We start from the raw sequence: 16,018 nt of genomic DNA, 5'->3' as shown, positions 1-16,018 counted from the left end.
CGGGTTCAGTCGTTGCTGAATCGCTCGCTGCGCAGCTGGTCGTCGATGGTTTCGCGGCGACGGATGAGCGTGGCACGCTCGCCGCTCACGAGCACTTCTGCGGCCCGGTCGCGGGTGTTGTAGTTGCTCGCCATGGCCATGCAGTACGCACCGGCCGAGAGTACGGCGAGCAGGTCTCCGGCCCGCACATCCAGGGCTCGGTCGCGGCCGATCCAGTCGCCGCTCTCGCAGATCGGCCCGACCACGTCGTAGCTCACGGTCTGGCCGTGAGTTGCGGCCACGGGGACGATCTGGTGAAAGGCCTGGTACATGGCCGGCCGGGGAAGATCATTCATCGCCGCATCGACGATGCAGAAGTTCTTGTCTTCGCCCGGCTTGGTGTACAGCACCTCGGTCACGCACACGCCCGCATTGCCGATCAGGGAGCGGCCGGGCTCGACGATGAGCCTGCGCTGGCCGAAGCCTCGGGCATCGAGGCGATCGAGCAGCTGCCACCAGAGCACATCCGCCTTGGGTGGGGTGTCGCCGTTGTAGTCGATGCCTAGGCCGCCGCCGAAGTCGAGATGGTGCAATGGAATCCCGGCCTTCTCGATCGCCTCGACCAGGTCGAGCACACGCTCCAATGCCTCTAGGTAGGGAGACGCCTCGGTGATCTGGGAGCCGATGTGGCAGTCGATGCCGATGACCTGCAGGCCTTCGAGTGATGCGGCATGCTGGTAGATGGCGACTGCCCGATCGTGCGCCACGCCGAACTTGTTGCCCTTGAGGCCGGTCGAGATGTACGGATGTGTCTTGGGGTCGACGTTGGGATTGATGCGGACACTGATTGCCGCACGCCGGCCCTCTTCGATTGCGACGGCGTTGAGTACGTCGATCTCGGCTTCGCTTTCGACGTTGAAGCATCCGATGCCGGCGGCAAGCGCCTGTCGCATCTCGGCGCGGGTCTTGCCGACGCCGGAGAAGATCACCTTTGAAGGGTCGGCTCCGGCGAGCAGGACGCGCGTGAGTTCACCGCCAGACACGATGTCGAACCCGCATCCCGCCTCCGCGAAGACGCGCAGCACGCCGAGCGAGGAGTTCGCCTTGATCGCATAGCAGACCATGGCGTCGCGGCCCTCGAACCCACGCTGATAGGCGCCCAGAGCATCGAGCATCCATTGCTTCGAATAGACGAACAGGGGCGTGCCGTATTCATGCGCCAATGCCGAGAGCGACAGTCCTTCGACGCGCAACTCGCCGTCCTTGCGTGCGATGTGGGGGTGGCCAGGGAGGATCGCGGAGGTCGTCACTTCATCCCTCCTGTCGCTGCGGGCGCATCGCTGGTTGCTGCCGGAGTCGGAGTCGGAGTCGGAGTCGGAGTCGGAGTCGGAGTCGGTGACGGCGCGCTGGTCGAGGCCGGCGCCGGGGTGGGGGGATCCGTCCGGTTCGATCCTGGCGTCAGCAACTCGGGCAGAGTCGCGCGATTTCTCGCGGCGGGTTCGGTCGGTAAACGCAGCGGACCCTTCAGGCCGCATGCGGTCAAACCGACCCCTACGAGCGCGAGGCCAACGGCGCTCACTAGAATTTGGCGAACATTCAACATGGTGAAATTGTAATGACCGACCCAGAGTACATGGACCGTGCGGAAGCGGCGCTTGCAGCGATCGAACGGGCGTGCGACCGTATCAACGACGCGACCGACGTCGATATCGACAATCAGCGCGTGGGCGGCATGATCACGATCAGCTTTCGCAACGGCAGTCAGTTGATCGTCAACCTGCAGCCGCCGCTGCACGAGATCTGGCTTGCGGCGCGCTCCGGCGGCTACCACTACCGATATGACGGCCAGGGCTGGGTGGACACGAAGACCGGCGAAGAGTTCTTCCTCAACCTGTCGCGCGAAGCGACGGCCCAGGCGGGACAGGCCTTGGCGTTCGCGGCTGACTAGTTGCGGAAGAGGTCGAGGATCTTGCTGCGCTCTTCCGGCGGCGGCGTCGGACTGATGGGTACGCCGGTGATCGCCTCGACAGGCTGCGGCGGCGATGAATCGAGGCCAAGGCTGGCAACGCCGCGTCCAGGCGCGTAGTCGTCGTAGTACACCTCGCCGCCGACGTTGACGACGCCTGCGGGTACGGGGATCTCGGCCACCGGTACTCCCTTGATCGCGGTTTCCATGTAGGCAACCCATATCGGCAGGCTCAGCCCGCCGCCGGTTTCGCGATCGCCGAGCTTGCGCGGCGTGTCGTAGCCCATCCAGGCGACCGCGGTCATCGTCGGCTGGAAGCCGGCGAACCATGCATCCAACGAGTCATTCGTCGTACCGGTCTTGCCGTAGATGTCCGGCCGCTTCAGCATCGCCTGAGCCTTGGCGGCTGTGCCAGTGCGCGCCACTTCCTGCAACAGACTGTCCATGATGTAGGCGTTGCGCTGAGGGATTGCGCGCGCGGTTTCATTCAGGAGGGGCGGCTGCGGCTCGACGAGGACCTTGTCCTTGTGATCGGTCACGCGCGTGACCAAGTAGGGCGTGACACGATAGCCGCCATTGGCAAACACCGAATAGGCCGTCGCCATCTGCATCGGCGTGACGGAGCCGGCACCCAGTGCCATCGGCAGGTATGCCGGGTGCCTCTCGCGATCGAAGCCGAAATTGGTGATCCAGTCCTGCGCATAGCGGGTGCCGATGGATTGCAGGATACGGATCGACACCAGATTCTTGGACTTGGCCAGGGCGCGCCGCATCGACATCGGCCCTTCGAAGCCACCGTCATAGTTCTTCGGCTCCCATGGCTGTCCGCCTGTCGTGGCCGCGTCGAAGAAGAGCGGCGCATCGTTGATGACGGTGGCGGGCGTGAAGCCCTTTTCCAATGCCGCCGAATAGATGAACGGTTTGAAGCTCGAGCCGGGCTGGCGCCAGGCCTGCGTCACGTGATTGAACTTGTTCTTGTCGAAATCGAAGCCGCCGACCATGGCCTTGACGGCGCCGTCGCGCGGGTCGAGCGCCACGAACGCGCCTTCGACTTCGGGCAACTGGGTGATTTCCAGGCCGCCCTTCGGCGTCCTCGCGACCCGGATCACGGCACCGGGCCGGATCTTGATGTTGGGCGGCGCCTTGTCGGACAGCCCGGACTGCGCTGGCCGAAGGCCTTCGCCAACGATCTGCAAGGTCTCGCCGTTACCGCGAATGGCGGTGACTTCCTTCGCATTGGCCTTGAGCACGACCGCTGCCATCACATCACCGTTGTCCGGGTGGTCGGCAAGCGCATCGTCCACCGCTTCGTCGAGATCCTTGGGGTTGGCGGGCAGATCGACAAACTTCTCGGGGCCGCGATAGATCTGCCGGCGCTCGAAGTCCATGATGCCCTTGCGCAAGGCCTTGTACGCCGCTGCCTGGTCGGCCGCGACAAGCGTGGTGTAGACCTTGAGGCCGCGCGTGTAGGTGCTGTCGCCGTACTGCGCGTACATCAGCTGGCGCACCGTTTCCGCCACGTATTCGGCATGCAGGCGCGTCGGATCGGCAGCGTCTCGCAGATGAAGCTCTTCCTTCTTCGCTTCCGAGGCTTGCTCCGCCGTGATGAACCCGGCCTCCTGCATGCGGTCGATCACGTAGAGCTGTCGGCCCCGGGCGCGCGCAGGATTGTTGACGGGGTTGTTGGCGCCCGGTGCCTTCGGCAGACCCGCCAGCATCGCGGCCTGCGCAATCGTGATGTCCGCGAGCGGCTTGCCGAAATAGGCTTCTGACGCCGCAGCGAATCCATAGGCTCGGTTGCCGAGGTAGATCTGGTTCAGATAGATCTCGAAGATCTGGTCCTTGCTGAGCAAGTGCTCCAGTTTGAAGGTCAGGAGAACCTCGTAGATCTTGCGCGTGAGGGTCTTTTCGGAACTCAGGTAGACGTTTCGCGCCACCTGCATCGTGATGGTCGATGCGCCCTGACTCTTGACCCGGTTCATGTTGGCCAATCCGGCGCGCAGCATCCCCTTGTAGTCGACTCCGCCATGCTCGTAGAAGCGGGCGTCTTCGGCGGCCAGAACAGCATCCTTCATGACCTTGGGGATGGTCGCGATCGGTGTGAGATTGCGGCGCTCCTCGCCAAACTCACCGATCAGGATGCCCTCTGCGGAAAAAACGCGCAGCGGCAATTTGGGTCGGTAATCAGCCAATTCGGAAATATCCGGCAAGTTCGGATAGGCGACGGCCAAGGCAACGGCGATGATGCAGACGAGGGCCAATGCCCCGGCCGCCGCAATTCCCAGCGCCCAGAGGACGATACGTATCAGCCATGTCAGCCAAGCAGGGCGCTTGGAGGGAGGGGGCGATTTGGTTTGCCCGTTGGGGCGAGAGGTTTCGGGCATTGAGGCTCTAGGAGTCAACGTACATTATAAAAACGAGGTTGCGTAGTGCCGGCCTGTCGTAGCACTTAAGCCCCAAGTACTCTAATTTGTGACGCAAGTTGCATATCGGAACTCTTACGTCGACTTTTGACAACGATTGGCCCTTGGCTGGGGATGAGCCGCTTGGTTTGGCTTGCGCCTTGCTGCTAGCATGCAACCACATGCATATTTTTCCAATCGTTACAAACGGATGGGATCGAACTTGACTGCTCTGGGATCGTTGTTTCGCCGTCAGCCCGCGCCGTTGCTCGGGTTGGACGTCAGTTCGTCCAGCGTCAAGCTGGTCGAGCTGGGCCGTGACGCGAGCGGCAGGTTGGTGCTCGAGCGCTGTGCGATCGAGCCTCTCGAGCGTGGATGGATCACCGACGGCAACGTCGAGAAGTTCGACGAAGTCGCGGAGGCCGTTCGACGGGTCGTTCGCAAGAGCGGAACGCGCACGAAGAACGCGGCGTTGGCCTTGCCGCCGTCTGCCGTCATCACCAAGAAGATCATTCTGCCGGGCGGCATGAGCGAGCAGGAACTCGAAATCCAAGTCGAGTCCGAGGCAAATCAGTACATTCCCTTTTCGTTGGACGAAGTCAGCCTCGACTTCTGCGTGATCGGCCAGGCAGCCAATTCAGCAGGCGATGTCGAGGTTCTCATTGCCGCGTCGCGCAAGGAGAAGGTACAGGATCGCCAAGGCTTGGCGGAGGCCGCGGGCCTTAAGGCGGTGATCCTCGATGTCGAATCCTATGCATCGCGGCTCGCCACGGCCCGGCTGATCGAGCAGTTGCCCGGACAAGGTCGCGACGCGGTGGTTGCGCTGTTCGAAGTGGGCGCGTTCACGACAAGCATGCAGGTCCTGCGCAATCAGGAGGTGCTCTACGACCGCGATCAAGCATTTGGAGGAGCCCAACTCACCCAATTGATCGTTCGCCAGTACGGATTTTCGGCGGAGGAGGCCGAGACGAAGAAGCGAAGTGGTGATCTGCCTGACGACTACGGGTCTGGCGTGCTGAAGCCTTTCGTTGCCAGCATTGCCCAGGAAATTGCGAGAGCGCTGCAGTTCTTCTTCACCAGCACGCCGCACAATCGCGTCGACTATGTGTTGCTGGCGGGTGGGTCGGCCGCTCTGCCCGGCCTGACGAGTGCAGTCACGCGGCAAACGTCGTTTGCCTGTTCCCTCGTGAATCCCTTCGACGGCATGGAAATCGGCAGCGGAATTCGAGAGAAGAAGGTCCGGCGTGAAGCGCCGTCCTACCTGACATCGTGCGGATTGGCGATGCGGAGGTTTCTGCAGTGATCCTGATCAACCTGCTCCCGCACAGGGAAGCCGCGCGCAAGCGTCGGCGTGAGACTTTCTATGCAACGCTGGGCATCGCCGCTGTCATGGGTGGCGTCATCGCCGGCGCTGCCTTTCTCTGGTTCGAGGCTCAGATTTCCAGTCAGCAAGCGAAGAATGGCATGTTGAAGACGGAGATCGCCAAGCTGGAATCCGAGATCAAGGAAATCTCGACCCTGCAGTCCGAAATCGCGGCGTTGCGGGCGCGGCAGCAAGCGGTCGAGGATCTGCAGGGCGATCGCAATCTGCCCGTGCACCTGCTCAACGAACTCGTCCGGCAACTCCCCGACGGCGTCTACCTGACGAGCATGAAGCAAGACAACCAGACGGTCACGCTGCAGGGCATGGCGCAGTCCAACGAGCGCGTGTCGGAATTGCTTCGAAATCTTGGCAACAACAGCCCCTGGTTGATCAAACCCGAGCTGGTGGAAATCACTTCGGGTTCCGTCAGCCTGAGCGCCCGCGATCAGCGACGTGTTGCGAACTTCACGATGCGTATTGGTCTCAGGCGGCCAACGGACGTGCAGAAGGCCGCTCCCGGCACGACCGTGCCGGCGCCGACCGCAACCAAGGGCTAGGCGTTCATCATGGCAACAAAACGCGCTTCCCCGAGTATTGATTTCGCTGCGGCCATGCGGAGTTTCGGCGATCAATTCCGAGGCCTCAATCCCAACGATCCATCAGTCTGGCCACCTGTGCCGCGCTACGCCTTGTGCGTCGTCGTCACGGCAGTCGTTCTGGCGGGGTTGTGGTTCGCGTGGCTCACCAATTCGAACGACCAACTCGATGCAGAGCGTGCCACGGAAGTGACGCTCAGGGCCGACTACCAGAAGAAGGTGGCGCAAGCCGCCAACCTCGAACTGCTCAAGAAGCAGCGCGAGCAGGTGCAGCAGTATGTGACGCTGCTGGAAAAGCAACTGCCGAGCAAGGCGGAAATGGATGCGCTGCTTTCCGACATCAATCAGGCCGGGCTGGGCCGCAGCCTCCAGTTCGAGCTGTTCCGGCCGGGCCAGATCAATGTCAAGGACTACTACGCCGAACTGCCGATCGCGGTACGCGTGACGGGGCGCTATCACGACATGGGTGCATTCGCCGCGGATGTGGCGAATCTTTCCCGGATCGTGACCTTGAACAATATCTCCATCACGCCGCAGAAGGATGGAGGGCTGGTCATGGATGCCACTGCGCGCACCTTCCGCTATCTGGACGAGGAGGAGCAAGCAATGCAGAAGCGGGCCGCTGCGGCGAAGGCGAACAAGAAATGACAATGCCCAGATTTCTCTGGCTCAGCTTCGCTGTGGTCGGTCTGAGCGGTTGCATGGGCTCTGAGCAGGAGGACCTGCAAAAGTGGATGGCCGATCAGAAGGCCCAGGTCAGGCCGACGGTGCCGCCGATCAGCGCGCCGAAGAAGTTTGTCCCTCAGGCATACACCGAGGGCGCGGCGTTCGAGCCGTTCAATGTTCAGAAGCTGACGCAGGCCTTGCGTCGTGACTCCAGCCAGCCAAGTACCTCCGGGCTCATCGCGCCCGAACTTTCCCGTCGCAAGGAGGCCCTCGAGGCCTTCCCGCTCGATTCGATGGCGATGGTTGGCAGCATGAATCGAAACGGACAGCCGGTGGCGCTGATCAGTGTGGACAAGTTGCTCTATCAGGTACGGGTGGGCAACTACCTGGGACTCAACTACGGGCGCATTACCCGTATCAGTGAAACCGAACTCGCCTTGCGTGAAATCGTGCAGGACGCCGCCGGTGAGTGGATCGAACGCGTGGCGACGCTGCAGTTGCAAGAGAGGCCGACGAAATGAATCAATACAAATCAATGCTCGCGCAGTGGCTGCGCTCTACCGGGGTAGCCCTGTGTGCGCTCACTGCGGCCGCCATTGTTCATGCGCAGAACGCAATCGAGTCGGTCACGAGTTCGATGCAGTCCGGCGCGGAGGTCATTCGTGTCGACCTGACGCAGCCCCTCACCGCGGCGCCGACTGGCTTCGCGATTCAGACGCCAGCGCGTATCGCACTCGACTTCCCGGGCGTGACGAATGCCATCGGACGTTCTGCGATCGAGGTCAACCAGGGCAATCTTCGATCGGTGAATGTCGTACAAGCGGGTGATCGCACGCGCCTGGTTCTGAATCTCAAGCAGGCGACGTCGTACAAGACGGAAATCCAGGGCAAGTCCCTTCTGGTGTCGTTAGAGCCTGTCCCTGGCGCCGCGTTGGTGGCCTCCACGCCCTCCGCGTTTGCAGAGAATCGCAACCGCGACACCCTGCCGTTGCGGGATGTCGATTTCCGCCTGGGATCCGACGGGACCGGCCGCGTGATCGTCGACCTGGCCAACAACCAGGTCGGCGTCGATATCCGCCAGCAAGGGAAGAACCTTGTTGTGGAGTTCACCAAGTCGACCTTGCCCGAAGGCTTGCGTCGTCGCCTCGACGTCTCTGATTTCGGCACTCCCGTCCAGTTGGTAACGACGCAGCAGGTCGGCGATCGTGTGCGCATGACCATCGAGCCCAAGGGCGACTGGGAGCACAGCGCCTACCAGAGCGAAAACCAGTTCGTCGTCGAGGTGCGTCCTCGCAAGATCGACCCGACCAAGCTCACCCAGGGCGTCGGGTACAACGGCGAGAAGCTGTCCCTGAACTTCCAGAACATCGAGATTCGCTCGCTGCTGCAGGTGATCGCCGATTTCACGAACTTCAACATCGTGACCTCCGACTCGGTGACTGGCGCCTTGACGCTGCGTCTGAAGGATGTGCCCTGGGATCAGGCGCTCGACATCATCATGCAGGCGAAGAACCTCGGCATGCGCAAGAACGGCAGCGTGCTGTGGATTGCGCCGAAGGACGAGATCAACGCCAAGGAAAAGCTTGAGTTCGAGGCGCAGGCAGCCATCCAGAATCTGGAGCCTCTGCGCACCCAGTCCTTCCAGCTGAACTACACGAAGGCCATTGCCATTGCGCAGGGCCTGACCGGCACCGGTGCCTCCAGCGGTGGCGGTTCGGGCACGACGACCCGCATCCTGAGCCCGCGGGGCAGCGTGATCGCGGAATCGCGCACCAACCAGCTCTTCGTCTCGGACATTCCTTCGCGTCTGACCCAGGTGGCCGAACTCATCCAGAAGCTCGACATCCCGGTGCGGCAGGTGCTGATCGAGGCACGCATCGTCGAAGCGTCCGACACCTTCGGCAAATCGCTGGGCGTCAAGCTGGGCGGTGGTTCCATCAACAGCCGCTCCAGCATCGGAACCTTTCCGTCGGTGACGGGCGGCGGGACAGTGAGCACCACGACGCTCACAGGTGGCGTGGCAACGACCACGTCGACCAGCACCAGTCCGACCGTGACATTCCCGCAATTCACGCTGGGCAACTTCGTGAACCTGCCGTCGACCGGGGTCAGCGGCAACGGCAATGCGCCGGGGACTTTCGCGCTTTCGCTCTTCAATGCGAGCTTGTCGCGGATGCTCAATCTTGAGATTTCGGCGCTCGAAGCCGACGGCAAGGGCAAGGTGGTGTCGAGCCCGCGCGTCGTCACTGCGGACCAGACCAAGGCCCTGATCGAGCAGGGCACGGAATTGCCCTATCAGGTGGCCACTTCCAGCGGCGCAACCTCGATTGCATTCCGCAAGGCCAATCTGAAGCTCGAGGTCACGCCGCAGATCACGCCTGAAGGCAACATCATCCTGACGCTCGACGTCAACAAGGACACCGTTGGTCAGGCAACGACGGCGGGGTTCGCGATCAACACCAAGCATGTCCAGACAGAAGTTCTGGTCGAGAACGGCGGCACGGTGGTCATTGGTGGTATCTTCGAACTCACCGAAACCAACGATGAATCGCGCATACCGGTGCTCGGTGAAGTGCCCTATCTCGGGGCGCTGTTCCGGACGCGCAATCGCGTTGCCAACAAGACTGAAATGCTCGTCTTTATCACCCCGAAGATGATTACCGACCGAAACGCTGCGCGCTGACGCGCGGCGTTCGCATCACGACGTGGCGGTCGCACTCGTCGGCTTGCCCGGCGCCGGCAAATCCGCTGTAGGCCGGCGCCTTGCGCAGCGCCTGCAGTTTCCGTTCGTGGACAGCGATCACGTGATCGAGGAGCGAATCGGCTGCTCGATCCGCGACTATTTCGAACGCGAAGGCGAGACGAGCTTTCGGGACATCGAAGAGTCGGTGATCGCCGACCTGGCATCGAATCCCCGCGGGGTGGTTGCGACGGGCGGCGGGTCGGTGCTGCGCGAGACCAACCGGACCCGGTTGCGTGCTCATTTTCATGTGATCTATCTGCGATCCTCGCCGGAGGATCTGTTTCGGCGCCTCCGACATGATGTCAAGCGGCCCTTGCTTCAGGTCGCCGATCCCCTGGGCCGGTTGCGCGAGCTATATGACGCACGTGACGCGCTCTATCGCGAGACTGCCCATGATGTCGTCGAGACCGGTCGGCCGACGGTTGCCATGCTGGTCAACATCATCGTGATGCAACTCGAACTCGCCGGCATCAGCGCGCCCGAAGCCCAGATCGATCCGCCAGCCTGAGCCAGCCTGCCCCCTTGTGCACCTAAACTCGGGCACATGCGATTGTCAGTCCCTCCCGAACGCGTCGAAATCCAGCTCGGCGAGCGCAGCTATCCGATCCTCATCGGCGTCGGCTTGTTGAGCGCGCCTGAAAACCTGCTGGCCGTGCCAGCGGCTGCTTCGGCCTTGATTGTTACCAACACCACGGTTGGACCTCTCTATGCGGCCGCATTGCGCGAGGCTCTGGCCGGGCGGTTTCGCGCCGTATACGTGCTCGAATTGCCCGACGGAGAGGCGCACAAGGATTGGCAGACGTTGAACCTTGTCTTCGACGCCTTGCTCAGGCACGGCTGCGACCGCAAGACCGTGTTGTTCGCGCTGGGTGGAGGCGTCGTCGGCGACATGACCGGCTTCGCCGCCGCGAGCTATATGCGCGGCGTCCCCTTCGTGCAGGTGCCGACCACGCTGCTGGCGCAGGTTGACTCGTCGGTGGGCGGCAAGACCGCGATCAATCATCCGCTCGGCAAGAACATGATCGGCGCGTTCTATCAACCGCATCTCGTCCTCTGCGATCTTGCGATGTTGGCGACCTTGCCGCCGCGTGAACTCAGCGCGGGGCTGGCCGAGATCATCAAGTACGGCCCGATCTACGACATGGACTTCCTCGACTGGATCGAGGCGAACATCGAGGCCTTGGTAGCGAAGGAGCCCGCGGCCCTGGCGCATGCGGTCAAGCGCAGTTGCGAGATCAAGGCCGCCGTCGTCGGTCAGGACGAACGCGAAACCGGCCTTCGCGCCATTCTCAACTTTGGCCATACCTTCGGGCATGCCATCGAGTCGGGCCTGGGCTATGGCACGTGGCTGCACGGCGAAGCGGTTGGTTGCGGGATGGTCATGGCCGCGCATCTGTCGCAACGGCTCGGCGGGGTTGACGCCGCCTTCGTGCGGCGGCTCACGGCCCTGGTCGAACGGGCCGGGCTGCCGGTTGTCGGCCCGGCGCTCGGGGCAGAGCGATACCTCGAGCTGATGCGCGTCGACAAGAAGTCAGAGGCTGGCGAGATCCGTTTCGTGGTGATCGACAAGCCTGGCTCCGCCGTCATGCGCACCGCGCCCGGCGCCATGGTGCGTGATGTGCTTGCTCAATGCAGTGCGGCCTGAGCCGCTCGTCGATCGATGACTTGCGCGCCTTATGCCAGCGATCCATCGCTGTCGCGCGGCCGGCGGCATCCCGAGCCTCCCGCGCCGACCCGGGATGCTTTTCAGCGCGATCGCGACCGAATCGTCCATTCCACCGCGTTCAGACGGCTGGTCTACAAGACCCAGGTGTTTCTGAACCACGAGGGGGATCTGTTTCGCACCCGGCTGACCCATTCGCTCGAAGTCGCCCAGCTGGGCCGCTCGATCGGCCGGGCACTCCGGCTCAATGAAGACCTTGTCGAAGCCATCGCGCTGGCGCACGACCTCGGGCATACGCCCTTCGGTCACGCGGGACAGGATGCACTGGACGCGTGCATGAAGGACCATGGGGGCTTCGAGCACAACCTGCAAAGCCTGCGTGTCGTGGATGAGCTCGAGCACCGCTACCCGCAGTACGACGGCCTCAACCTCAGTTTCGAGACCCGCGAGGGCATTCTCAAGCACTGCTCGCAGGCGAATGCGCGGCGCATCGAGGCGGCGGAGCCCGGCGGCGTCGCTCGCCGATTTTGCGACCGCACGCAGCCGGGCCTCGAAGCGCAGCTCTGCAACCTCGCCGATGAGATCGCATACAACGCGCATGACATCGACGACGGCGTGCGCTCGGGCCTCATCAGCATCGAGCGACTGAGCGAGGTCCCGCTGTTCGATCGTTACCGCCGGGAAGCGCTCGCCGAATATCCTCAGCTCCAGGGCCGCCGCGTGCTCTACGAGACGATCCGCAGAATGCTGAGCGCGCAGGTCTACGATGTGATCGATGCGACGCGTGCCGCGCTCGAAGCGGCCGCGCCTGTCGATGCCGACGAGGCGCGTCGAGCGCCGCCGCTGGTGCTCTTCAGCGAAGCCATGCGCGTGGAATCATCCGAGCTCAAGCGTTTTCTCTTTCGCGACCTCTATCGGCATCCTCGTGTCATGCAGACCGCGAACCAGGCGAAGGAGGTGGTGCGCGAACTCTTCTCGGCTTACCTCGACGGTGCGGCTGAAATGCCGACCTCGTTCGCACAGCGCGCCGGCCGGCACCGCGCGGTGGCGGATTACATTGCTGGCATGACTGATCGTTTTGCGATCAGGGAACACGAGCGCCTCACGGGCAGGCGATGGATCGAATGAACGACGCACGGCGAGTTCATGGGCGGGTGCCCTCCGCGGCGCTTGCCGTTGTCGGGGCCGGCGTCGCAGCGGCTTTGCATCTGGGCAAGCTGCCACCGGCAGTGCCGGCTTTGCAGGCGTCTCTGGGCATCGGTCTGGTGGAGGCCGGATTCCTGCTCTCGCTGGTGCAGGTCGCCGGCATGACGCTGGGTCTGCTCGTCGGCCTCGGGGCAGATACGGTCGGATTGCGCCGCAGCATGCTGGCCGGGCTGATCGTCGTCACACTGGCGAGTGTGCTTGGAGGCCTGGTCGGGGCCCTGATCGATATAGGTGCGCAAGCCGTGCCCTTGCTGCTGGTTCTGCGTGCACTCGAGGGCGTCGGCTTCCTTTTGGTCGTGATGCCGGGACCGGGGTTGATCCGGGCGATGTCCACACCCGGGACGGAGAGGATGGCGCTTGGCCTGTGGGGCGCCTACATGCCGCTCGGCGTGGCGCTGGCGCTTCTGACCGGACCCGCGTTGATCGCCTGGCTGGGCTGGCCCGGCTGGTGGTGGGCGCTGGCCTTGGTGTCCGCTGCCGCGGGCGTGTGGGTTGCGCTTGCCGTGCCCGACGACAGGCTTCGCCGGAGAGTGGCCGCGACAGCTTCCCAGCCCTGGTACGTGCGTCTGCGTGACACCCTCGGCGCGAGCGGACCATGGACAGTGGCCCTCGCGTTCGCTGTCTATTCCTCGCAATGGATGGCCGTGATCGGCTTCCTGCCCTCGATCTATGCCGCGGCGGGCGTTCCGGGCGGGTGGAGTGCGGTACTCACGGCATTGGCCGCGGCGATGAATATCGTGGGCAATGTGGCCGGTGGCCGGCTGTTGCAGCGTGGTGTGCCGCCCGGGCTCCTGTTGCGCTGCGGCTTTGGAGCGATGGCGCTCGGGAGTGTGGCCGCATTTGCCCAGATCGGGCCTCCTGGAGCGGTTGTCGGCTTGCCCCCAGCGCTGCGGTACCTCGCCGTGTGCATGTTCTCGCTTGGGGGTGGCCTCGTGCCGGCGACGCTCTTCTTTCTGGCGGTCCGCCTCGCGCCGGGGCCGGCCACGGTATCGACGACGGTCGGCCTGATGCAGCAGGCATCGTCTCTTGGCCAGTTCATCGCGCCGCCGGTCGTCGCCTGGGTAGCCCACCGCGTGGGTGGTTGGCAACTGACCTGGGTTGTCACAGTACTCTGTTCGATCGCGGGTTTCGCCCTGGTCTCCCGGATTTCGCCCGCAAGTCCCCGCGCCGGCACCGCATGAACGACGCTGTCACAATTTCGGCGACACAGGCCGAGGCCGATACCCGGCGCTGGCTCGAACGGGCAGTGATCGGGCTGAACCTTTGCCCGTTCGCGAAGTCGGTGCATGCGAAGCGACAGATCCACTATGCCGTCTTCCCGGCGCGCGGCGAGGCCGGCCTCATCGACGCGCTGCTATCAGAAGCGAAAGACCTCGCAGCTTGCGCGCCCTCCGAGCGGGATACGACTCTCTTGATTGCACCGAATACCTTGGCTGACTTCCTGGAATTCAACGACTTCGCCGTTCGCGCCGAACGCCGGCTGGCGCGCGAGGGTTTTGAGGGTCAGTTCCAGCTCGCGAGCTTTCATCCGCTCTTTCAGTTCGCTGGAGCAGAGGCCGACGACATCACGAACGCTACCAATCGAGCTCCGTACCCCACGCTGCACCTCTTGCGCGAGGAAAGCGTGAGCCGTGCAGTCGACGCCTTTCCGGAAGCCGAGGCCATCTTCGAACGCAACATCCAGACCTTGGAGGCGCTTGGCACTGAAGGGTGGGCGGCGCTCGACGTGGGTCCTGGAGGAGCGGGGCGATGAGCACGGTTGTCAAGGCTTCAAAGACAGCGAAGGCGCAAGCCGATGTGCTGGCCGAATTGCGCCCGGGGCAGTCGATCGAACTGCTCAAGGAACTGCACATCCTCACGCGCGAGGGGCGGCTCAACCAGGATTCACGCCGCAAGCTCAAGCAGGTCTATCACCTGTTCCAGTTCATCGAGAAGCTGTTGCTCGAACTGCCGGAAAGCGGCGCCGGAGCCACGCTGGCCGATCATGGCGCGGGCAAGTCGTATCTGGGTTTCATCATTTACGACCTGTTCTTCAAGCAGCGCGCTGGGGGGGCTGTCTACGGGGTCGAAACACGTGCCGAGCTGGTCGAGAAGTCGCGAGTGCTTGCACGGCAGCTGAGTTTCGACCGGATGTCCTTTCTCAACCTGAGCGTCGCCGAGTCGGCGAGCGCGGCTGGGCTGCCGGACCGGATCGACGTGGTGACGGCCCTGCATGCCTGCGATACCGCGACCGATGACGCGATCGCCTTCGGCCTCGCCAAACAGGCGCGATTCATGGTGCTGGTGCCCTGCTGTCAGGCGGAGATTGCCGCGTGCCTTCGCCAGACCAAGGCGCTGGCACTGTCGCGCACGCCGCTGGCCGAGCTCTGGCGACATCCTCTGCATACCCGCGAAATCGGCAGTCAGCTCACCAACGTGCTGCGCTGCCTTTATCTCGAGGCGAACGGCTACCAGGTCACGGTGACGGAGCTGGTGGGCTGGGAGCACAGCATGAAGAACGAGCTAATCATCGCGCGCCATACGGGACAGCGCAAAGCCAGTGCGGCAGTCCGGCTTGGCGAATTATTGAGTCAGTTCGGGTTGGAGTCGCTCCTGGCGACGCGTTTCCGCCTGCCCTGAACCGCATTCGTCTCGCCATGGCACGCCTGCCTCGCCTCACACTGGCCGGCCATCCGCACCACGTGATCCAGCGCGGAAACAACCGCCAAGAGGTCTTTGTCGACCGTGCGGACCGCGAGATGCTGCTTGGCCTGCTCGGCGAGAACGCCGCCCGCTTCGGCGTCGCGCTGCACGCCTACGTTCTGATGGACAACCATTTCCATTTGCTCGCAACGCCGTCGACCAGCGATGGGCTGGCCCTGTGGATGCAAGCCGTCGGGCGGCGCTATGTGCGCTACTTCAATGATCGGCACGGGCGCTCCGGGACCTTGTGGGAAGGACGGTACAAGTCGAGTCTGATCCAGGCCGATCGCTTCTTGCTCACCTGCATGGTGTACATGGACCTGAATCCCGTCCGTGCCGCAATGGTGACCGAGCCGCAAGACTATCCCTGGTCGAGCCATGCCCACTATGCCGGACTGCGGCATGACAAGTGGCTGACGCCGCATCCGATCTATTGGACGCTCGGCAACACGCCATTCGCTCGCGAAGCCGCATATGCCGATTTGGTGCGCGCCGGCGTTTCGGCAGCGGATGAGGGCGTGTTGACCGAGGCAACCCTGCATGGATGGGCTGCAGGAGATCTCACATTCCTCGAGTCGTTACAGAAAACGACAGCGCGACGTTTGCTCAAGGCGCGTCCAGGGCGACCTCCTCGCACTCGCGATTCCTCACAATAGCGTGCAAAGGCAATACCAGCAGGGTCTGAGTGCTATCGTTTTTGATCTGTCCCCATAAAGCTATCGGCCAGATCATTCATGATTTAATGGTAATCT

Annotated in this window: 16 protein-coding genes; 13 read left to right on the top strand and 3 right to left on the bottom strand. The window is 63.2% G+C overall.

Annotated features, from left to right (window positions below; genetic code table 11):
* Positions 1-5: 5 nt before the first annotated feature.
* Positions 6-1,289, bottom strand: a complete 1,284-nt coding sequence (gene lysA, locus AC1DNF_RS06140; RefSeq protein ID WP_478147660.1) for a diaminopimelate decarboxylase — start codon at positions 1,287-1,289, stop codon at positions 6-8.
* Complete coding sequence (lptM, locus tag AC1DNF_RS06135) at positions 1,286-1,582, bottom strand: LPS translocon maturation chaperone LptM (RefSeq protein ID WP_478147659.1); 297 nt, start codon at positions 1,580-1,582, stop codon at positions 1,286-1,288. The genes lysA and lptM overlap by 4 nt, the downstream gene beginning before the upstream one ends.
* A gap of 12 nt (positions 1,583-1,594) precedes the next feature.
* Here lptM and cyaY point away from each other — a divergent pair, with 12 nt between their 5' ends.
* Positions 1,595-1,927: an iron donor protein CyaY gene (cyaY, locus tag AC1DNF_RS06130; protein WP_478147658.1), complete on the top strand. Its 333-nt coding sequence runs from the start codon at positions 1,595-1,597 to the stop codon at positions 1,925-1,927.
* On the opposite strand, the gene AC1DNF_RS06125 is transcribed toward cyaY, so the two are convergent.
* Positions 1,924-4,329 carry a penicillin-binding protein 1A gene (locus AC1DNF_RS06125; RefSeq protein ID WP_478147657.1) on the bottom strand — a complete coding sequence of 802 codons (2,406 nt, stop codon included), beginning with the start codon at positions 4,327-4,329 and terminating at the stop codon, positions 1,924-1,926. The genes cyaY and AC1DNF_RS06125 overlap by 4 nt on opposite strands.
* A 241-nt stretch (positions 4,330-4,570) precedes the next feature.
* Here AC1DNF_RS06125 and AC1DNF_RS06120 point away from each other — a divergent pair, with 241 nt between their 5' ends.
* Genes AC1DNF_RS06120 through AC1DNF_RS06065 form a run of 12 tightly spaced genes read left to right on the top strand, consistent with a single transcriptional unit; the run spans position 4,571 to position 15,922 of the window.
* Positions 4,571-5,650: a pilus assembly protein PilM gene (locus tag AC1DNF_RS06120; protein WP_478147656.1), complete on the top strand. Its 1,080-nt coding sequence runs from the start codon at positions 4,571-4,573 to the stop codon at positions 5,648-5,650.
* Entirely contained in the window at positions 5,647-6,267 is a 621-nt protein-coding gene (locus tag AC1DNF_RS06115; protein ID WP_478147655.1) for a PilN domain-containing protein, read from the top strand. Before AC1DNF_RS06120 ends, AC1DNF_RS06115 begins: the two co-directional genes overlap by 4 nt.
* Before the next feature lie 9 nt (positions 6,268-6,276).
* Positions 6,277-6,954, top strand: coding sequence for a type IV pilus inner membrane component PilO (locus AC1DNF_RS06110; RefSeq protein ID WP_478147654.1), 678 nt, complete (start codon positions 6,277-6,279; stop codon positions 6,952-6,954).
* Positions 6,951-7,493 carry a pilus assembly protein PilP gene (locus tag AC1DNF_RS06105; RefSeq protein ID WP_478147653.1) on the top strand — a complete coding sequence of 181 codons (543 nt, stop codon included), beginning with the start codon at positions 6,951-6,953 and terminating at the stop codon, positions 7,491-7,493. Before AC1DNF_RS06110 ends, AC1DNF_RS06105 begins: the two co-directional genes overlap by 4 nt.
* Positions 7,490-9,655 carry a type IV pilus secretin PilQ gene (locus AC1DNF_RS06100; protein ID WP_478147652.1) on the top strand — a complete coding sequence of 722 codons (2,166 nt, stop codon included), beginning with the start codon at positions 7,490-7,492 and terminating at the stop codon, positions 9,653-9,655. The genes AC1DNF_RS06105 and AC1DNF_RS06100 overlap by 4 nt, the downstream gene beginning before the upstream one ends.
* Before the next feature lie 22 nt (positions 9,656-9,677).
* Positions 9,678-10,223 carry a shikimate kinase gene (locus AC1DNF_RS06095; RefSeq protein WP_478147651.1) on the top strand — a complete coding sequence of 182 codons (546 nt, stop codon included), beginning with the start codon at positions 9,678-9,680 and terminating at the stop codon, positions 10,221-10,223.
* Positions 10,224-10,259: 36 nt separating this feature from the next.
* Positions 10,260-11,360 (top strand): 3-dehydroquinate synthase, encoded by a 1,101-nt coding sequence (aroB, locus tag AC1DNF_RS06090; protein ID WP_478147650.1) that lies wholly within the window; start codon positions 10,260-10,262, stop codon positions 11,358-11,360.
* Between the two features lie 15 nt (positions 11,361-11,375).
* Positions 11,376-12,506: a deoxyguanosinetriphosphate triphosphohydrolase gene (locus AC1DNF_RS06085; RefSeq protein ID WP_478147649.1), complete on the top strand. Its 1,131-nt coding sequence runs from the start codon at positions 11,376-11,378 to the stop codon at positions 12,504-12,506.
* Complete coding sequence (locus AC1DNF_RS06080) at positions 12,503-13,765, top strand: MFS transporter (protein WP_478147648.1); 1,263 nt, start codon at positions 12,503-12,505, stop codon at positions 13,763-13,765. Before AC1DNF_RS06085 ends, AC1DNF_RS06080 begins: the two co-directional genes overlap by 4 nt.
* Positions 13,762-14,337, top strand: a complete 576-nt coding sequence (locus AC1DNF_RS06075) for a DUF1415 domain-containing protein (RefSeq protein WP_478147647.1) — start codon at positions 13,762-13,764, stop codon at positions 14,335-14,337. The genes AC1DNF_RS06080 and AC1DNF_RS06075 overlap by 4 nt, the downstream gene beginning before the upstream one ends.
* A complete protein-coding gene (locus AC1DNF_RS06070) occupies positions 14,334-15,203 on the top strand; it encodes a class I SAM-dependent methyltransferase (RefSeq protein WP_478147646.1) in 870 nt (289 codons plus the stop codon). The genes AC1DNF_RS06075 and AC1DNF_RS06070 overlap by 4 nt, the downstream gene beginning before the upstream one ends.
* Positions 15,204-15,220: 17 nt before the next feature.
* On the top strand, positions 15,221-15,922 hold the full coding sequence (locus AC1DNF_RS06065; RefSeq protein WP_478147645.1) for a transposase: 702 nt from the start codon (positions 15,221-15,223) through the stop codon (positions 15,920-15,922).
* Positions 15,923-16,018: the final 96 nt, after the last annotated feature.

The sequence above is a fragment of the Variovorax sp. 01T432 genome, from assembly GCF_056398605.1.
This window is presented reverse-complemented; position numbering and strand designations above follow the sequence as displayed.

Bases quoted from the DNA above. Each gene is read 5' to 3' on its own strand.
- lptM (WP_478147659.1), bottom strand. From the start codon at position 1,582: ATGTTGAATGTTCGCCAAATTCTAGTGAGCGCCGTTGGCCTCGCGCTC.
- cyaY (WP_478147658.1), top strand. From the start codon at position 1,595: ATGACCGACCCAGAGTACATGGACCGTGCGGAAGCGGCGCTTGCAGCG.
- AC1DNF_RS06125 (WP_478147657.1), bottom strand. From the start codon at position 4,329: ATGCCCGAAACCTCTCGCCCCAACGGGCAAACCAAATCGCCCCCTCCC.
- AC1DNF_RS06110 (WP_478147654.1), top strand. From the start codon at position 6,277: ATGGCAACAAAACGCGCTTCCCCGAGTATTGATTTCGCTGCGGCCATG.
- AC1DNF_RS06105 (WP_478147653.1), top strand. From the start codon at position 6,951: ATGACAATGCCCAGATTTCTCTGGCTCAGCTTCGCTGTGGTCGGTCTG.
- AC1DNF_RS06100 (WP_478147652.1), top strand. From the start codon at position 7,490: ATGAATCAATACAAATCAATGCTCGCGCAGTGGCTGCGCTCTACCGGG.
- aroB (WP_478147650.1), top strand. From the start codon at position 10,260: ATGCGATTGTCAGTCCCTCCCGAACGCGTCGAAATCCAGCTCGGCGAG.
- AC1DNF_RS06085 (WP_478147649.1), top strand. From the start codon at position 11,376: ATGACTTGCGCGCCTTATGCCAGCGATCCATCGCTGTCGCGCGGCCGG.
- AC1DNF_RS06080 (WP_478147648.1), top strand. From the start codon at position 12,503: ATGAACGACGCACGGCGAGTTCATGGGCGGGTGCCCTCCGCGGCGCTT.
- AC1DNF_RS06075 (WP_478147647.1), top strand. From the start codon at position 13,762: ATGAACGACGCTGTCACAATTTCGGCGACACAGGCCGAGGCCGATACC.
- AC1DNF_RS06070 (WP_478147646.1), top strand. From the start codon at position 14,334: ATGAGCACGGTTGTCAAGGCTTCAAAGACAGCGAAGGCGCAAGCCGAT.
- AC1DNF_RS06065 (WP_478147645.1), top strand. From the start codon at position 15,221: ATGGCACGCCTGCCTCGCCTCACACTGGCCGGCCATCCGCACCACGTG.